Origin of the sequence: Wolbachia pipientis, from assembly GCA_023052945.1 — a bacterium.
GTDB lineage: Bacteria > Pseudomonadota > Alphaproteobacteria > Rickettsiales > Anaplasmataceae > Wolbachia.
In genome coordinates this window covers 502736-518803 of sequence record CP095495.1, presented here as the reverse complement: position 1 = coordinate 518803, position 16068 = coordinate 502736, and the positions used below count along the sequence as shown (strand labels likewise).

Annotated in this window: 17 protein-coding genes and 1 tRNA gene; 7 read left to right on the top strand and 11 right to left on the bottom strand. The window is 35.5% G+C overall.

The annotated features are described in order from the left end of the window. The 4 genes from MWH06_02450 to pgsA form a co-directional block, all read right to left on the bottom strand. Positions 1–708 (bottom strand): outer membrane protein assembly factor BamD, encoded by a 708-nt coding sequence (locus tag MWH06_02450; GenBank protein UPA55728.1) that lies wholly within the window; start codon positions 706–708, stop codon positions 1–3. A 62-nt stretch (positions 709–770) separates the two neighbouring features. Beyond that, a complete protein-coding gene (locus tag MWH06_02445) occupies positions 771–1508 on the bottom strand; it encodes a hypothetical protein (GenBank protein UPA55497.1) in 738 nt (245 codons plus the stop codon). Between the two features lie 46 nt (positions 1509–1554). Next, entirely contained in the window at positions 1555–1788 is a 234-nt protein-coding gene (locus tag MWH06_02440) for a hypothetical protein (GenBank protein UPA55496.1), read from the bottom strand. Between the two features lie 100 nt (positions 1789–1888). Continuing rightward, entirely contained in the window at positions 1889–2431 is a 543-nt protein-coding gene (gene pgsA / locus MWH06_02435; protein UPA55727.1) for a CDP-diacylglycerol--glycerol-3-phosphate 3-phosphatidyltransferase, read from the bottom strand. A gap of 130 nt (positions 2432–2561) precedes the next feature. Between pgsA and MWH06_02430 the strand changes: the two genes are divergently transcribed. The 3 genes from MWH06_02430 (at position 2562) to grxD (ending at position 4550) form a co-directional block, all read left to right on the top strand. Further along, positions 2562–3884, top strand: coding sequence for a malate dehydrogenase (locus MWH06_02430; protein ID UPA55495.1), 1323 nt, complete (start codon positions 2562–2564; stop codon positions 3882–3884). Positions 3885–3962: 78 nt separating this feature from the next. Further along, positions 3963–4181: a BolA/IbaG family iron-sulfur metabolism protein gene (locus MWH06_02425; GenBank protein UPA55494.1), complete on the top strand. Its 219-nt coding sequence runs from the start codon at positions 3963–3965 to the stop codon at positions 4179–4181. A 15-nt stretch (positions 4182–4196) separates the two neighbouring features. Then, positions 4197–4550, top strand: coding sequence for a Grx4 family monothiol glutaredoxin (gene grxD / locus MWH06_02420; protein ID UPA55493.1), 354 nt, complete (start codon positions 4197–4199; stop codon positions 4548–4550). Between the two features lie 31 nt (positions 4551–4581). Here the strand turns inward: grxD and MWH06_02415 are convergent, their stop codons facing one another. From MWH06_02415 to dnaG, 3 genes are all read right to left on the bottom strand, one after another. Beyond that, positions 4582–5664: an efflux RND transporter periplasmic adaptor subunit gene (locus MWH06_02415; protein UPA55492.1), complete on the bottom strand. Its 1083-nt coding sequence runs from the start codon at positions 5662–5664 to the stop codon at positions 4582–4584. Between the two features lie 254 nt (positions 5665–5918). Then, a complete protein-coding gene (locus MWH06_02410) occupies positions 5919–6074 on the bottom strand; it encodes a hypothetical protein (protein ID UPA55491.1) in 156 nt (51 codons plus the stop codon). Continuing rightward, positions 6064–7818: a DNA primase gene (dnaG, locus tag MWH06_02405; protein ID UPA55490.1), complete on the bottom strand. Its 1755-nt coding sequence runs from the start codon at positions 7816–7818 to the stop codon at positions 6064–6066. The genes MWH06_02410 and dnaG overlap by 11 nt, the downstream gene beginning before the upstream one ends. A 175-nt stretch (positions 7819–7993) precedes the next feature. Here dnaG and ubiG point away from each other — a divergent pair, with 175 nt between their 5' ends. Then, complete coding sequence (gene ubiG / locus MWH06_02400) at positions 7994–9163, top strand: bifunctional 2-polyprenyl-6-hydroxyphenol methylase/3-demethylubiquinol 3-O-methyltransferase UbiG (GenBank protein UPA55489.1); 1170 nt, start codon at positions 7994–7996, stop codon at positions 9161–9163. 45 nt (positions 9164–9208) lie between these two features. Continuing rightward, a complete protein-coding gene (metG, locus tag MWH06_02395) occupies positions 9209–10801 on the top strand; it encodes a methionine--tRNA ligase (protein UPA55488.1) in 1593 nt (530 codons plus the stop codon). Here metG and MWH06_02390 read toward each other — a convergent pair. From MWH06_02390 to MWH06_02380, 3 genes are all read right to left on the bottom strand, one after another. Continuing rightward, positions 10775–11020 carry a hypothetical protein gene (locus MWH06_02390; protein ID UPA55487.1) on the bottom strand — a complete coding sequence of 82 codons (246 nt, stop codon included), beginning with the start codon at positions 11018–11020 and terminating at the stop codon, positions 10775–10777. The genes metG and MWH06_02390 overlap by 27 nt on opposite strands. A gap of 125 nt (positions 11021–11145) precedes the next feature. Next, positions 11146–11829 carry a hypothetical protein gene (locus MWH06_02385; protein UPA55486.1) on the bottom strand — a complete coding sequence of 228 codons (684 nt, stop codon included), beginning with the start codon at positions 11827–11829 and terminating at the stop codon, positions 11146–11148. 193 nt (positions 11830–12022) lie between these two features. Then, entirely contained in the window at positions 12023–13462 is a 1440-nt protein-coding gene (locus MWH06_02380) for a replicative DNA helicase (GenBank protein UPA55485.1), read from the bottom strand. A gap of 111 nt (positions 13463–13573) precedes the next feature. On the opposite strand from MWH06_02380, the gene MWH06_02375 reads away from it, so the two are divergent. Further along, positions 13574–13656: transfer RNA gene (locus MWH06_02375), tRNA-Leu, on the top strand. A gap of 24 nt (positions 13657–13680) precedes the next feature. After that, positions 13681–14277 (top strand): RDD family protein, encoded by a 597-nt coding sequence (locus MWH06_02370; protein ID UPA55484.1) that lies wholly within the window; start codon positions 13681–13683, stop codon positions 14275–14277. A gap of 33 nt (positions 14278–14310) precedes the next feature. On the opposite strand, the gene lysS is transcribed toward MWH06_02370, so the two are convergent. Further along, complete coding sequence (gene lysS, locus MWH06_02365; GenBank protein UPA55483.1) at positions 14311–15975, bottom strand: lysine--tRNA ligase; 1665 nt, start codon at positions 15973–15975, stop codon at positions 14311–14313. Positions 15976–16068: the final 93 nt, after the last annotated feature.

Sequence of the window (16068 nt, the reverse complement as noted above, 5' to 3'; positions counted from 1 at the left end):
TCAAGCCTCCGGCTTGGCATCTTGCAGGTTTTCTGCTAATAACATACTTTCATACTGCTCAGCTTCTAAGTCAAGGCCAAGAGCTGAATAGGCTGCTATTAAATAGTTAATAGACTTAGAAAAATATTTAGAATCCTTATAGCTTGCTATATTCTGGAAACGCTTAATTGCTGCTAAATATTCACCACGCCTTAGGTAAAATTCGCCGATAGAATACTCTTTTGTTGATATATGTTCTGTGATTAATTTTGCTTTTTCCTTGATCTCATCTATATATTCGCTGTCTGGGAAAAGGTTAATGTACTCTGTAGCCAGCTCTAAAGTTTTATATGCGGTTTGCTGTCCAAGTTGCACTTTATTAATTTGCATGTAACAAGATAATACTCTTAAGTAGTATACATATGGTAAATCTTCACCATTTGAATAAACATATATATAATCATCCATATCACTTGCAGCACTGCTATAGTTACCCATATTATAATGAGACACACCAGATAATAATTTTGCTTTCCTTGCCCAATAAGAGAAAGGGTACAAATCCTCTATCTTTTGAAATGCCCTAATAGCTTGTTTATATTTTTTCTGGTCAAAAAGTTCAACTGCTTCTTCATATAGTTCAGTTTCAGTTTTTTCAAGATCATTCGCATACGATTGTGTAAAGGAGCAAATTAGAAAAATAAAGCACGTGATTAAAGTCTTATACATAAGATTTTTTTCGATCAAAATAAAGTATAGACCTAAATATTACTTAAATAAATAAATTTCTACTAGGCAATAGCCGGCCCTTCCTCTTTATAACTACGGTCAGAACTACCTGCATTCCTCGATTTACCTTGTCCTTCCACTTTTGGATCTTTCAGCGTTTTGCTGTAGGAACGTATAGTTAATATCTGTACAACCATAAAAGGTGCAATACCTATCAAGCCTAAAGTAGGCCCAACAGCAGGATTTAAGGATGATGCTAATGCCATTAACATTATCCTTCTTATTAAAAATATAGAAGAACCAGCAAGCGCCAATCCGGCTACAGACATATTGCTAGTTTTCTTGCTAGATTTCTCATCAAGATTAGATTTTTCTGTTTCCTTTTTCTTATTTTTTTCATGCTCACCAATATAAGAAGCAAGAGTTGCAAGAAAAGCAATTGCATTGGCAAGAAATAAAATTGCATCCTCTGCTGCTTCAAGTGAAGATGTTTCACCCATTATCATACCTACAATAACCAGTGCAGTTGTTATAGCCTCAATATAGATCAAATACTGACCTATATCAGAAATATTGTGCTCTTTTTTCTTTACTTCCTCTCCATTTTCAATATTCTCCAACTCTTGTTCTTTTTGTGCTATTTTCCTATTATTGTAAATTAAATATAGCGTACAAATAAGAGATAGGACCATAAAAGGTAATATAGTGTGGCTTAGCGCACCACTTATCACGCCAAGTAATACCTGATCGCTACATGTTTTTTCCAGTTCAATAGCCATAAATAATGCAAATGGAACCATTGTTACCAATGATACACATTGTCTATATAGCTCTCTTTTTTTAGTGTTAATAGTTCTTGTTCGAGTTTCTTCTTTTTTTCACCTCTCCTTCCTTTAGTGTCAGTAACTCTTGTTCAAGTTTCTTCCTTTTTTCTGCTTCCTCTTTTAGCGTTAATGACTCTTGTTCTAGCCTTTCCTTAGACTCTTTCTTAGGGTTCTCTTCATAACCACTTGGCTTTACAGAATCATTTGTCATAGGATTCTTTACGTAGAATTTGCTATTATCCACTTCATATGTCATATAAACCCTATTAACTAATATATTATACAGGATTTTAACTATTCAGTCAATATCATAAAAATGTTAACCACTTTTGTATATTAACTGTTTCTCAAGAAATTCAGTCAATCTGTTTGATGCCGGCTAGGATATAATTATAGCCTGACCACATAGTTATAATAGCTGCAATCCATAAACAAATCGCACCTGTATATTGAATCATATAATAATCGTTCATTATTAGCGCTACTACAGCAACCATCTGTAGAAATGTTTTAATTTTTCCAGCTTTGCTTACAGGTAGGCTAATATTTGTAGCTATCAAAAACTCCCGCAAACCTGAAACTAGTATCTCCCTACAAACGATTATAACTGACGGCACTATTGTGTAATCATTTATCTTATGCTTATAAACTAGCATAATTATTGTTGAAACTACTATTAGTTTATCAGCAATTGGATCAAATAGCATGCCAAATTTTGATTGGACTTTCCATGCACGTGCTAGGTAACCATCAAAAAAATCTGTTATGCACGCAAATATAAAAATCGATATTGTTATCGAGTTCGCATATTTATTTTCTATATAAAAACTTAATATTATTGCTGGTATTGCAAGTGTACGAGAAATTGTCAGTAAATTAGGTAAGTTTCTCTTAAACATGCAGCGTAATTCCAATGCAGTATGGTAAGCTTATACAGGAGTGGTGTACAATTTGCAAGCTAATAGTTTGCAATTGAACATTTACTCCATATACTTAAAAGTCATGAGCCTAAGACGTAAGGATGTAATAATGAACGATGATTTAGATAGTACCACAAAGCAAGAAGCACTTAAGTATCATAGTAGAGGTGGTAATCCTGGTAAAATATCTATCTTGCCAACAAAGCCCTTATCCACTCAGTATGATTTATCGCTTGCCTATTCCCCCGGAGTTGCAGCTCCATGCCTTGAAATAGCTAAAAATCCTGAGGTTGTTTATGATTATACGGCAAAAAGCAATTTTGTAGCTGTTATTTCAAATGGCACTGCAGTGCTTGGGCTTGGTAATATCGGTCCTCTTGCTGCAAAACCTGTCATGGAAGGCAAAGCTGTTTTATTTAAGCGTTTTGCTGATGTTGATGCAGTTGATATAGAAGTTGATACAGAAAATATAGAAGATTTCATCAATGCAGTAAGGTACCTTGGACCAAGTTGGGGGGGAATAAATTTAGAGGATATAAGATCTCCCGATTGTTTTATAATAGAGAAACGTCTGAATGAACTGATGGATATCCCAGTGTTCCATGATGACCAGCATGGAACTGCAGTGGTTGTTGCAGCTGGTATAGAAAATGCTCTTGACATTGTCGGAAAGAAATTAGAGGACGTTAAGATCATTATGAATGGTGCTGGAGCAGCCGGTATTGCATGTTTAGAAATACTAAAGTCCATGGGCGCTAAAAATATAGTGCTGTGTGATAAGCAAGGAGTAATATACAAAGGTAGAAACGAGGACATGAATGAGTGGAAGGAAAAATATGCAATTGATACTTCCGAACGTTCTCTACTTGATACAATAAAAGGCGCCGATGTATTCATCGGATTATCTGCAAAAGATGTGTTAAATGAAGAGATGTTAAAGAGTATGAGCAAAGACCCGATTATTTTCGCTCTCGCCAACCCCGATCCAGAAGTAAGGCCTGAGTTTGCAAAATCTGTGAGGCCAGATGCAATAATCGCAACTGGCAGGTCAGATTACAACAATCAAGTCAACAACGTAATGGGATTTCCTTATATATTTAGAGGAGCGCTTGATATACATGCAACAACAATAAATGATGAGATGAAAATTGCAGCTGCAGATGCAATAGCAAAGCTTGCCCGTGAGCCAGTGCCTGACGAGATATCTGCAGTCTATGGCGGTCGTAAAATGAGCTATGGACGTGAATATATAATACCTACTCCATTTGACCCAAGATTAATTTCTATAGTATCTCCTGCTGTTGCAAAAGCTGCAGTTTACTCAGGTGTTGCAAGAAGGGCAATACAAGATTGGAGTAAATATGAAAATCAATTGAAATCTTGCCTTGCTAGTGCACTTAACACGCTGAATCTACTGTCTTCACAATATTAATAACCATATAATCAATAATTCAATTGCACCCAGTCGTTTTAGATTTATAATGAAAATATTGTAATTTAAAGCAAATCAATGACTATTGCAATTCACGAATTAGAAAGGATCATCAAACAATCGTTCCCCGACGCTGATATAAAAGTTCATGACCTTGCTGGAGATGATGATCATTATCATTTAAAAATAACCTCCAAGCGCTTTCTTGAAAAGACAAAAATAGAACAGCATAAAATGGTATATAAAGCTCTGGAAGGTCAGTCTATACACGCCTTGCAACTAGAAACTAATACTTAAAAATAAGGTAAATTTATGAGCAGTTTTGAACAAGTAAAAAAAGATATAGCGGAAAATGATGTGGTGTTGTACATGAAAGGCACTTCTGATTTTCCTCAATGCGGATTCTCTGGACTCGTCGTGTCAATCCTAAAAAAATTGAACGTGAAGTTTAAGTATATTAACGTGTTGGAGAATGATGAAATACGTGAATCTATAAAAAAGTTTTCTGATTGGCCAACAATTCCACAATTATATATAAAGGAAGAGTTTATCGGTGGTTGCGACATCACTCGCGAGATGTATGAAAAAGGCGAACTGCAAAATTTATTGAAGGAAAAAAAATTACTGCGGAATAAGTACCAAGAAACGTGCCCAGACGCTGGATAACGTAGTATACTATGAAAAGGGATCTTATGTCTTAAACCTTATCACCAGGCTTAACAAATAGGTGGCCCAATACTATTAACTTTATGGGTTTACCTTCGTTATTTGCTACTATCCAAACCCCATCGCTCTCATGGTCAACAATTTCTATTGGTACAAATATTACATAATTATTGTCGTCAACAATCTTTATTCCAAGAGCACCCTCGTCACTTAAACTCAGGGCTGAAGAAGGAACTTTATATGTAAATCTTTCGCCTGAAGGTAGCCTTACGTTGGCAGTTAGTCCCTGCAAGGATATCATTTTATTATTAGTTACCTTCACTTCTACCCTATAAGACCCAGTTTTAGGCTCAGCAATTTTACTAATAAAACTTACTTCACCTGCCAATTCTTTTCCATCCAGCAAATTAATTTGAGCTGTGCTGCCTAGCTCTATTTTATTTACTTCATTTTCCGAAATGTATAATACTACAAGAATTTGATCGAAATTAACCACGTCAGCTATTTTTTGCCCAGCATTAACAAAATCCCCTTCGTTTGCATTGATTTTATCAATATAACCATCTATAGGAGATGTGACTGCAGTATTTTCTAAATCCAATTCTAGCCTTTTTAGGTCAGCTTTTGCACTTTGTAACGCAGTAAAAGCTGCTTCTACTTGTATTTGTGCTCTATAACCTTTTTTATTCAGTTTGTGAGAGGAATCATACTCAATTTCACGCTGCTTTAATAAAGCTTTAGCTTTTTGAGCTTGCTCAATCCTGCCATAATCTTCTATCTTTAACACTACATCATCTCTTTTTACCTTTTCACCATCAGGTAAATAAATAGCAATAATCTTACCACTTATTTTTGGGACAAGGCTAGCTCTATGTAAGGGATTTACTGTACCAGAAAAATTTAAATATATAGTGCGGTTTTGCGGCGCACATTCTTGAATTTTTACTGAAAAGCTACTAGTTGCATTACCACTATGAACCGCCTGATCTTTTTTTAAAAATGCACTGCTGCTAAAAAACAGTAGAATAAAAGCAATACTGGAAATGATGATTACTTTATTTCTCATCTTTAAACAATAGAATTTGTTAACTAATTTTGTTAGAAACAACTGCATAAATTTTCGAATCAGAAATGTAAGTATAATACATGCACCATTGTCACTCCATAAATAATTTTATATGAGAACAAACACAAGATTTTCCTACAATAAGTAAGTTTTTTATTGCAAAAATGCAATTTTTAATCGAATAAAAATGTAAAATTGCAAATAAAGTTGTGCATAAGACTGAAAATTTCCATCAAATGATATTATGGAAATAAGAATATTGTAACAAAACTCAGTATATTAGTATATATTTAAATAGAGTTTTAACGCTCCATTAAACGGGTACCCAATTGTTTAACACTATCAATTTCAATTTGTAAAGTGTCCTTTATAAACTTATCAGCCTGGTCTATGTTCATTGAAACTCTATATTTATTGAGATTTGGCATGAATTTTTTTATAACAGCTCTACTTTTCAATAAATTCCATTTGCATTTCTTGTATATTACTTTCTATTTGCTCTATTTGTTCTATCAACCTTTCTTCTAAGTCAAGATTACCGCTCAGCCTCGCTTCGGTTCTTTCTTTTCGTAATGCATTTAATTCTTTTAGTAACACTATATTATTCCACACAATTTCTGCAGACTTTCTCTCGCTTAATTGACTGTTTAGTACGCTAGTTTTTTCAAATATAAACCCTATGACTTCATCAATGTTAAATTGCTCTAACTCTTGTAACAAAACCTCTTTATTGGGCTCACTTCCACTATCTGTCAAATCAATTACATGCTGTTGTAAGTTCTTCATTTCTGCATTAGTAAATTCAAAATGAGAAAATTGCTCAAAAAATATAGGATGGTGTAAGATCTCGGGGAATTCTATTATTATACGCAGAATTATAGCCTGGTTTTGCTCTGCTTCAATTAGCTCTGGAGATTTGTTATGAAGATACTCACCTTTTGTTGCTTTGCTATTAAAAATCAGCTTTTTAAAGCTTCTTCTCAGTTCACTGGCCTTATTATAAAAATAATCTCTGTAATACCTTCTAATACTGCTGTTGCTAATAGCATTTACATATTCCATGAACCTGTGCTCAAGAACTGAATATTTTTCTGGAGCAAGTTTTTCGTAGCTTTGCAGACTATTATTGACTATGTGATGCCATAAATATTCAGAATGCAGTTTTGTTGAATGGTCAAGAGCAGTCAACACGTCTTCTTTCTTGTATGCCAGTTCGTTACATATATCGTATGGATCTTTATTACTCGGCAAAGTTACAAACTTTAACGTGTATCCAGGCTCTAATATTGGCAGAGCAAGTTCTGCAACTCGGGTAGCAGCATGACGTCCAGCACTATCTCCATCCATACAGATGGAGATTTCTTTAGCAAATCTCCATAGATTTTTTATCTGTTCTGCAGAAATTGCGGTACCAAGTGGAGCAACTGCATTACTAATTCCCGCTTGATGTAGCGCTATAGTGTCCATATATCCTTCAACAACAAATATGTGCTGTTTTTTACGTATTTCGCTTAAAGCAAAGTTTAATCCGTATAAATTCTCCCTCTTCTTGAAGAGCTGACTCTCTGGGCTATTTAAATATTTTGGCTGTTGCTCAGGACTCAGCGCACGTCCGCCAAAACCAATAACTCTTCCTGCAATGTTGTATATAGGAAATATCAGCCGGTCATAAAAATAATCATGAAAATTTTTGTTTACTAATCCAATATCAATTAAAATTTTGTCTTCAATACCTGAAGAGTTTAAATACTCTTTCAAACCAGAGCTTGGTGCATAACCTATCTTAAATTTATCTATGATTTCAGGTAAAATCTTGCGCTGCTTTAAATAATCTACAACGCCCTGATTTTTTTGTGCAAACCAATTTGCAGCTAAATCAAGCGCTAAAAATAGTTTATTGTCCCCTTTTGTAATACTAAGACTTTTGGGCAGTTCAACACCTGTAACTGATGCTAATCTTTCCAATGCTTCTTTAAAGCTTAATCCTTCAGTTTGTGAAATAAATTCAAATGCATCACCACTAGCTGAACAACCAAAACAGTAATATAACCCCTTAGTATTGCTCACCGAAAAAGATGGGGTTTTTTCGTTATGAAATGGACAGAGCCCAACAAAACTATCTCCTCTTTTTATTAGCCTGACTTTTTTACCTACTATGTCAGATAATAATAATTTTGATTTTATAATATCTATGTGATCCATCTTATTGAATTAGTAGTAGGATAAAAATTATATAGAATTTATACATATCTGACTCGAAATTTATTTCAAGCTTTAGGACTCCCGAAAGATCAGGAGTATTAAAACGGCTTGACAGAAAGATCAAAATAAATTACCCATATAAATATCCTTAAGTTATGCAAGATCAATTTTTTATATGTCAGATATAATATCAATTGCCTCAGATCATGCTGGTTATGAATTAAAATCAGAAATAAAATCCTACCTGGAAACCCTGGGTTACATAGCGGTAGATCAAGGTTGCACTGCTCAGCAAAAGTGTGTAGATTACCCAGATTACGCTGTTAAAGTTGTAGAAGATATAACAAGCAGAAAAGCAAATTATGGGATATTAATTTGTGGTACAGGTTTGGGCATGAGTACTGTGGCAAATCGTTTTGAAGGAATCTACGCTGCTTTATGCAATAGTGTTGAGATCGCAAAATTAGCTCGCGAGCATGGCAACGCAAATGTACTGTGTCTTGGTGCAGGATTTACTGCGAGTGGATTAGCAAAAGACATAGTCAAACAATTCCTAGAAACAGAATTCTCAAAAGAAAGCAGACATAAAAAACGCCTTGATAAACTCAGCAATATAACCTCTAAGAAAAGAAAAACAAAAACTTATAACGAAGATGAAATATCAAAATTCGCTAAAATGGCAGGTGAATGGTGGGATGAGAACGGCAAATTTAAGCCATTGCACATGATGAATCCTGTGAGAGTATCTTACATTATCGAGAAAATAAAAGAGTTAAAAAAATGCGATTTAAAGAAATTATCATTGCTTGATGTTGGTTGTGGTGGTGGCATTTTGTCAGAGTCAATGGCACGTGTTGGTATTAACGTTGTAGGAATAGATGTGTGTGAGGGAAACATAAAAGTGGCACAATCACATGCGAAAAAAGTAGGGTTAAATATAGAATATACGCACACCAGCATTGAAGAGCTAAGCAATGACAAGAAGTACGACGTGGTTCTGTTGATGGAAGTAGTCGAGCATGTAGATAACTTAGAATTCTTTATGAGAAGAGCAGTAGAACTGCTTAAACCAGAAGGGCTGATCTTTGTATCCACAATAAATAGAACTATCAAATCCTTCTGTCTTGCAATAATTGGTGCAGAGTACATATTAAATTGGCTGCCAAAAGGTACGCATAACTGGAATAAATTTCTCAAGCCGTCAGAAATTGCAAATCACTTAAGAGAAAATAATGTAACGCTGCAAAACATGGCTGGCATGGAGTATAACGTAATAAAACGTGAGTGGAATTTAACTAAAGGTGTAGATGTGAACTATATACTTTGTGGCGTGATAGCCTATTGATTTTCACCACTAGTGCAGATACGATAGAGCTTTAAGCACTAGATAATGAAGCAATTCGAGAATTTCTACATCACCACGCCAATATATTATGTAAATGACAAGCCGCATATCGGTCACGCATATACTTCTCTCATCTGTGATGTTACAGCTAGATTTATGAAACTAGCTGGAAAAAAAGTCAAATTTGCTACCGGCACGGATGAACATGGACAAAAAATCGAAAAAGCAGCTAAAGCAAAGGAAATGCAGCCAAAAGAATTTACAGATGAAGTAAGTGTTTCATTTAAAAAGTTGGCTAAGTTCATGAATTTTGAGTATGATGATTTTGTTCGCACTACAGAGGAACGTCACAAAAAAGCAGTGGTAGCTTTATGGAATAGACTTGAAGAGAGAGGACAAATATATTTGGATTCTTATTCAGGTTGGTATTCAGTTCGTGATGAAGCATTTTATCAGGAGTCAGAACTGATAGATGGCAAAGCACCAACAGGCGCAGAAGTTCAATGGATAAAAGAAGAAAGCTACTTTTTTCGTTTGTCGGATTGGCAGAATAAATTACTGGAGTTATATGAAAATCAGCCAGATTTCATCTTTCCTGAGAGCAGAAAAAACGAAGTGGTATCGTTTGTAAAATCAGGACTTACTGACCTTTCAATCTCTCGCACTAGTTTTAACTGGGGAATAAAAGTGCCGGGAAATGACAAACACGTAATCTATGTTTGGATAGATGCATTAACCAATTATCTTACATCAATAGGTTTCCCTAGTACTGAGGGTAAAGAATATAAGAGGTTTTGGGCAGAATCCAAAACGCAGATTCCAGTGTCAAGCACTGCAAACCTAGCTGACAACTCTTTCAATGTTCATGTAATCGGCAAAGACATATTGCGCTTTCACGCTGTATATTGGCCAGCGATTCTCCTTGCAGCAGATTTGCCACTGCCAAAACAAATTGCAGTTCATGGTTGGTGGCTAAACGAGGGAGAAAAAATATCCAAGTCCCTTGGTAACGTCATAGATCCAATCGGTTTAGCAGAGGAGTTTGGTGTTGATCAATTACGCTATTTTCTCCTTCGGGAAGCAAGTTTTGGCCAGGATGGCAACTTTAGCAAGAAGAATATGATCAGCCGCATAAACTCAGAACTTGCAAACAATATAGGCAATTTAGTGCAAAGAACAATTTCATTTTTACACAAGCAATACTTGGGAATTGTACCAACAATCGATCAAAGTCTACTTAAAGGTGATGAAAGTCTTCCAAGTTGTAAAGCTATACTAGATCAAGTGATGAACCATCTTGCAAGGTATGAATTTAATCACATTATACTTTTAATGATCAACATCTCCTCTGAAGCCAATGCTTATATAGATAAAAGTGCACCCTGGACACTAAGCAAAACTGACAGAGAGCGCATGAATTTAGTAATCTATAAATTACTCGAATATATCAGAATAATTGGCATTTTATTGCAGCCAATTGTTCCCAAGTCAGCGGAAATGATACTTGATCAATTGCAAATTCCAAAAGAACAACGAGATTTAAAATCTCTGTGCGACGCGTGCGTAAGTTCAGGCATAACATTGCCTAAACCTACGCCGGTTTTTCAAAAGTTAATGCTTAGCAGCACTATAGACTGAAGGGTGAGCTTCTGTTAGTTTTTTCAACTCAACAGAATCAACAAGAGTATCTGGTTGTTTTAATGTGTTTATACCATTATCTACTCTAGGGAAAGATGTACTATCAAGACATGTAGCCTCTTTTGCTGGTATATTCATTTGATTAGATCCAACAGTTTTACTACTCTCAGCACTATTACCTTTTCCAGAAAACAGATTAGGAAGAATATCACAATCCACAACATCCTCTAGGTACTACGATACCCCCATCAAGCCCACAACTCATAAAGACAATGCTTATATAGTTGGGACTAGTAAATATAAGTATGAGGTATCATCTTCTGTGCTATCAACAGGATTGCTTACTATACTAGACGAGCTGTCAACAACACCAAGTCCACCATTTCTGCGCTATTAACAGGATTGCCTACTGCACTAGACGAGTTGCCAGCAATATCAAGTCCAACATTTGCAGCAACATATGTTAACCATGCTACTCCTGCTCCTATCTTAGACTTGTTTTGCCAAGCCCATGCACCCCAGCTTTGACCATTCCCTTCTTTAGCTGGCTGATTTTCTGGGCTAGGAGTCTCAGTATCTCTTTCATCATCAGATGCTTTTTTGATATTCTTCATTGCTTGCGGAACAAGAGTTTTCTTGTGTTTAAGTTCTTCTATTTCTTTTTTTTGATTATCAATCTCCTCATTTTTTTTATTAATTTCAATTTTTTGCTTAGAATTTTCCTCCTCTTTAGCTTTTACTTCCACTTCTTTTTTAGTCAGTTGGTCATTTTGCCCAGAAATTGTTTGCTTTTGAGCCTGTACTTTATCTTCTTCTTTGGCTAGTTGAGCATCTTTTTTAGATATTTTTTCTACTTTCTCAGCCAGTTGAACATCTTTTTCAGCAATAATTTTGTTTTTGCTAATTGCTTTATACGAAAGTGCAATAATTACAGCAGAAAATATAGCGCCACCAATAATAAACGGAAGGCCAACACTCAAAGCTGCAACTGAAGCTAAGAACTGAGCATAAGGAGCTACAGCAAACACTCCAGATGCTAATAAAGTGAAAGTAGCCAGAGTTCCAGCCATATAATAGGGCACATTGCCTTTACTTACCATGATTATTCCTCATGTATTATAAAGTATAATACCATTATAAAAGGATTTTTAAGAAACTGTCAAGCTACCTTTACGTAAAAAAATAATCAACGAGCTTGGGAACAAGAAAATTGCTGCCAAGCTACAAACTATGCCTTTCCGTGTAATCTTTAAATGCACCTCTGTTAGAGTCAAAATATAGCTTCACACTGCCAATAGGCCCATTTCTCTGCTTTGCAATAATGAGCTCTGCAATGTTTCTAATTTTTTCCATTTTCTCTTGCCATTCCCGATGTTTATTGTTTCCTTCATTTGGCTGCTTTCTTAATTCATAGTATTCTTCTCTATAGAGGAACATCACTATATCTGCATCTTGCTCTATGCTTCCTGAATCACGTAAATCAGAAAGTTGTGGTTTTTTATCATCCCTCTGCTCAACAGAACGAGAGAGCTGAGATAGTGCAACAATGGGAATATTCAGCTCTTTTGCAATTGCTTTCAAACCCTGCGTCACTTCCGAGATTTCTTGTACTCTATTTTCATTACTTCTTTTTGTTGTTCCTCTGATTAGCTGCAAATAATCAATGAATACCACTTCTACATTATATAATTGATACAGCAAGCGTATTCTGGTGCGAAGGGCACTAATTGATAGCGCAGGGGTGTCATCTATGATGAAAGGCAGTTCAGATAATTCTGTACTAGCATTGATAAATTCATGCAATTCAAAATCACTAATTCTCCCGGTTAATGCCTTATAATAACTAATCCCTGAATCTATAGTGATCAGCCTTGCGGTTAATTGTTCTGCCGACATTTCAAGTGAGAAAAACGCTACATAGTGTTGTTTATCTGCTCTTTTTTGCAACATCTTACAAGCATTAAGTGCGATGTTTAGCGCCAGTGCTGTTTTACCCATAGAAGGCCTCGCAGCTAAAATTAATAAATCAGATTTTTGTAGGCCACCAAGAAGCTGATTTAGATCTTGAAGTCCGGTTGTAACGCCCAGCGCTTCTGGATTATTTTTCAGTGTGCTGATCTTCTCAACTACGTCTTTAATTGAACTTGCAAGTTTTATATATGTTTTCTCACCTTGTTTTTTTACTGCTAAGTTGAACAATTTTGTCATTGCTTGTTCGATTTGCATCTGTGCAGGATTTTCAATGTCGTAGTTATAACTATCGTCAACTATCTCCTGCCCGAGCTTGATTAAACATCTCCTTAAGTAAGTATCACGGATTATTCTAGTCAAACTATAGATATCAAGTGCAATACTTGCCTTCGCTGCAAGCTTTGCTAAATACTCTACCCCACCACACTCGGTAAACGCTTGGTCGTTCTCAAAAAACATTTTGAGGCTTAGTTCATTGGCAACTATACCGTGTTTCCTGGTTTTGGATATCTGCGTAAAAATACTTTGATGTAATGGATCATAGAAATTCTCTGCTGTGATTGTGTCTTCAACTGCATCACAGATTCTATTATCACGAATCATTGCACCAATAAGCATTTGCTCGGCTTCTAAATTATGCGGTAATTTACATATTTCCTTGTCTACACTTCTTGAACTGAGGTAATTCATTCATTTTAAGTTTTGAGAGTAACTGTTGATTATTGTAGAATATTTAGTCCTCATTTGAAAGACATATAAAATTTGACTAATTCCGTGTTGCCTATAGCATTAAAACTTAATGCCTCTGTGGTGGAATGGTAGACACGGCAGACTCAAAATCTATTGCTTGCAAAAGCATGCTGGTTCAAGTCCGGCCAGGGGCACGTTAAATATTGGAAAGTATATATATGTTACATAAATTTTTTAATCGTTTATTTTCTATTTTTTCTTCTATAAATGTTATTCAAAAGGTAAAGAAAGATGAAAATGGGATATGTTATGTAACAGGACTTAGGCGCTATATATCAGTATTGCTTGATTTGATTATTATCGTTTTGTTCTTGCAGTTTTGCAGCCAAGCCTTAAATAAGCTCTTTATGAACTCAGAGGATAGCAAAATATTAAGTCAAATTGCTGCAAAATACCAAATGCAAGCGACACTGTCTGCAGAAGAAAAGACAACGCAGAGTAGACTTATAAAATTACAAATCCTAAATCAAATAGTCCAATGTATTATGCTCTTTTGCTATGTAACATATATGTGGGTAAGGTTTGCTGCTACACCTGGAAAACTATTACTTGGGCTTAGAGTTGTGGATGCACAAACTTTCGAAAGGATGACCCTAAGACAAGCAACAAAGAGATTTTTTTCTTTTATATTGTCAGCTGCACCATTATTCTTGGGCTTTTTATGGTCAAATTTCAACAAACGCTGTCAAACTTGGCACGACAAGATCGCAGGCACAGTGGTTGTCACGAGTAAAAGCCTTAGAAGGCAGAACTAAAAACTAAAGAGCTCAAACGAAAGAAGGTAAACTCTAAAGTATACATTTAGTAGCGCTTTCTATGAGAGAAATCGTATTATCTATTCCATAAAGCTTTATGAAAGATCCCATTCTTGGACCGGTTTTTTGGCCAAGTAACGTTTCATATAATAGCTGAAACCAGTCACGTAAGTTGGTATAATCATATTTTTTTCCAATAGAAAATACCTGAGATTGAATTCCTTCAGCAGTAACGGTTGTAGATAGAGAATGTAAAGTGTCCTTCAAATCTAGTAACGCTTCTTTCTCTTTTGCATTTGGAGCTTTATATGATTTTGTTGGTTTGATAAAATCGTGGTAATACTTTACTGCAAAGTCTGAAAGTCTATCAAGCATTTTATTATTTTCTGGTGTGACGTTCGGTGCATAAGAGGATATAAAACCCCATAGGATCTCTTTGTTTTCAGCATTACAAGCCGCTGCTAGGTTTAAAAGTAGTGAGAAATTTATGCCTGAAGTTTCTATATTGGGAACATTGCCCTGGTGGATATGCCAGGCAGGGTTTGCTTCTGATGGCAATTTTGTCGTTAAAGCTTGCTTGCGTTCCTCAAATACATTTGAGTATTCTGCGGTGCTCACCTGCACTTCTCTTAGAAATTTCTCATCATAACCAGGTTCTGTATGAAATTTACTATTTGTGTTTTCCCCGTTGTTCTCATTATAACGCTTAACAAACTCTAGATACTCATCAGTTGATTTTGGTATCACATCAAAATATAAACGTTTAGCTTTTTTAGGACTCTGAAAAATGTACAATGCTAAGCTCTCTGTTGGTGCGTAAGTTAACCACTCTTCAATTGAAATGCCATTTCCTCTTGATTTTGATATTTTCTTTCCTTCTTTATCAAGGAAAAGCTCGTAGCAAAACAGAAGTGGTGGCTTTTCTCCAAGTATTTCACATATTTGACTTGAAAGCATAGCAGATGGCGTTAAATCTTTTCCGTGAGCTTCATAATTTACTCCAAATGCAGCCCACCTCATCCCCCAATCAGGTTTCCATTGCAGTTTACATTTTCCTTTTGTCACTGGAACTTCTATTTTTTCCCCGTTTGGGTCTTCATACGTGATTGTTCCTTTATCTGTATTTGTTTCAATTACTGGAACTTGTAAAACTTGGGAAGTTTTTGGGCATATCGGCAAGAATGGACTGTAAGTCTGCTGCCTTTCTTCCCGAAATGATGGAAGCATTACGTCCATCACTTTATCATAATTTTTCAGCAGGAGTAAAAGTTTTTCATCGTAAACGCCAGATTTATAACACTCTGTTGCACTCCTAAATTCGTATTCAAATTCAAACAAATCAAGAAATTTACACAACAACGAATTCATGTGATGACCATAACTCTCATGAGTGCCAAATGGATCGGGTATCATAGTCAATGGTTTATTTAAGTGCTCCCTTAGCATCTCTTGATTTGGCACATTATCTGGTATTTTTCGCAAACCATCCATATCATCTGAAACTGCAGTGATTTTGGTTTTTATACCAGGAGCTATTTTTTTTAATGCATTTACAACAACTGTAGTGCGGAAAACCTCTCCAAAGGTTCCTATGTGGGGTAAACCAGAGGGTCCATAACCAGTTTCAAATATTATTTCTTTTTTATTAGGAAACTCTTGCAATATTTTTTCTGCTTCTTGAAATGGCCAACTTGTCATTATCTGGGTTAAATTATTAATCAATGTATCTTAACTTAAAGTGCTACTAGTTTCAATGGATTTTTAATATAATGATATAGTATTAGTGTTAGA